The sequence below is a fragment of the Curtobacterium sp. B8 genome, assembly GCF_000333315.1.
GTDB lineage: Bacteria > Actinomycetota > Actinomycetes > Actinomycetales > Microbacteriaceae > Curtobacterium > Curtobacterium luteum.
Window position 1 is genome coordinate 1 of sequence record NZ_BACW01000036.1, and the last position, 2,221, is coordinate 2,221.

A 2,221-nucleotide genomic window follows, 5' to 3' on the forward strand; every position below is an offset into this window, starting at 1 on the left:
CGCCCGGGGCATAGTGCTCCGCCACGCAGAGTTCCTGGGCGTCCCGGCGGCCGAGCTGGTGTCGTCAGAGAACATCGGGGCGGACGTCGCGGCGGCACGGGCGGCGGGCGCGCAGGGCATCCTCGTGCCGACCCCGCGCACCCGGCAGGAGGAGGTCGACGCCGCCGAGACCGTCGCGGCGACCCTTGACGACGCGGTGAGCCTCGTGCTCGCGCAGCGCTCGGCGCCGGTCGCGTGAGCGGGCACGCCGCGCTCGGCGACGAGCACGCCGCGCCCGCCGCCGCCAGCCGCCGAGTCCGCGGAAGCGCACGCGGCGGCCGGCCACGGGTCCTCGTCGCCCGGCTCGACTCGTTCGGCGACGTCCTCGTCGCCGGCCCCGCCGTCCGGGCGGTCGCGGCGGGCGCCGCGCACGTCACGCTGCTCTGCGGTCCCCAGGGGGCGCCGGCGGGACGGCTCCTCCCCGGCGTCGACGTGGTCCGGACCTGGGCGGCGCCGTGGGTCACCGAGACCGCCCGGCCGATCGACGACGCCGTCGTCGACGAGTTCCGGACCCTCGTGGCGGAGGAGCGTCCGGACGAGGCGGTCGTCCTCACCTCGTTCCACCAGTCCCCACTCCCCCTCGCCCTGCTCCTGCGGCTCGCGGGCGTGCCACGGGTGAGCGGCGCGTCCGTCGACCACCCCGGGTCGCTCCTCGACGTCCGGCTCCGCCCCGGCGAGGACCTCCCCGAGGACCTCGCCGAACCCGAGCGCGCCCTCCGCATCGCGCGGGCGGCGGGCTTCGCGCTGCCCGCCGACGATGCCGGGAGGCTCGCGGTGCGTCACGACGTCGACCCGCCGGACAGCGTGGCCGGCCTGGGCAGGTACGTGGTCGTCCACCCGGGTGCGAGCGTCCCGGCACGCGCGTGGCCCGCCGAGCAGCACCGGGAGCTGGTGTCCGCCTACGCGGCTGCGGGCATCCGCGTGGTCGTCACCGGTTCACCCGGCGAACGCGACCTGACCGCCCTCGTCGCCGGCGACGCCGGGATCGACCTCGGCGGTGCCACTAGCCCCGCGGAACTGGCCGCGGTGCTCGCCGGCGCGGAGGTCGTCGTGGTCGGGAACACCGGACCGGCGCACCTGGCAGCCGCCGTGGGCGTGCCGATCGTGAGCCTGTTCTCGCCGGTGGTGCCGGCCGTGAAGTGGGCGCCGTACGCACCGCTCGTCGAGCTCCTGGGCGATCAGGGCGCTCCGTGCCGGCTCAGCCGTGCCCGCGAGTGCCCGGTCCCGGGTCACCCCTGTCTCACCCGTGTGTCCGTCCAGGATGTGCTGGATGCGCACCGGCGGCTGCTGGATCGCGCTTCCCGGATCACCGACGACGTTCCTGCGCCGTGACCCGGTGACCGCTGCGTAGCGTGCGCCACTGCTTCTGCTTCTCCTCCTGCTCCTCGACCCGGAAGGCCTGCATGCGCATCCTCGTGTGGCACGTCCACGGCGGCTGGATGGACGCGTTCGTCCGCGGCCAGCACCAGTACCTCGTGCCGACGACCGCGGCCCGCGACGCCGACGGCCTGGGGCGCGGCGGCCGGGACTGGCCGGACTCGGTCGTCGAGATCGCGCCGGAGGACGTCGCCGACGCCGAGGTCGACGTGGTCGTCCTCCAGCGAACGGAGGAGCTCGAGGCATCCGAGCGCCTGCTCCGTGGCCGATCGGTCCCGATCGTCTTCGTCGAGCACAACGCGCCGCGGGTCGACGTCCCGGACAGCCGGCACCCGCTCCGGGACCGGGACGACCTCCGCATCGCGCACGTCACGCACTGGAACGCCCTCATGTGGGACTGCGGCACGACCGCCACGACCGTCGTCGAGCACGGCGTGGTCGACCCTGGTCCGCTGTACACCGGGGCCGTGGAGCGCTTCGGCGCCGTCATCAACGAACCGGTCCGCCGTGGCCGGGTCGTCGGGACGGACCTGCTCCCCCGCTTCGGGGCCGTCGCCCCCGTCGACCTGTGGGGCATCGGCACGGAGCGCATCGGAGCGCTGGGGTTCGGCGACCGCGTGACGGCGCTCGGGGACGTCCCGTCGGACCCGATGCACCGGGCGCTCGCCGAGCGCCGCGCGTACGTCCACCCGAACCGCTGGACGTCGCTCGGGCTCTCGCTGATCGAGGCCATGCACATGGCGATGCCCGTCCTCGTCCTGGCGACGACCGACGCCCGCGCACCGTGCCCGCGGACGCCGGCGCG

The 2,221-nt window shown here is 75.8% G+C and carries 3 protein-coding genes; all 3 read left to right on the forward strand.

The genetic code is table 11. The features are described from left to right. The coding region (locus I59_RS18815) for an HAD hydrolase-like protein (protein ID WP_042726347.1) at positions 1-238 on the forward strand (238 nt) is incomplete at its 5' end. Continuing rightward, positions 235-1,371, forward strand: a complete 1,137-nt coding sequence (locus tag I59_RS01115; protein ID WP_083881901.1) for a glycosyltransferase family 9 protein — start codon at positions 235-237, stop codon at positions 1,369-1,371. The genes I59_RS18815 and I59_RS01115, both read left to right, overlap by 4 nt. A 71-nt stretch (positions 1,372-1,442) precedes the next feature. Further along, positions 1,443-2,221 (forward strand): glycosyltransferase (locus tag I59_RS18820; RefSeq protein ID WP_022902301.1); only part of this gene is annotated, 779 nt, incomplete at its 3' end.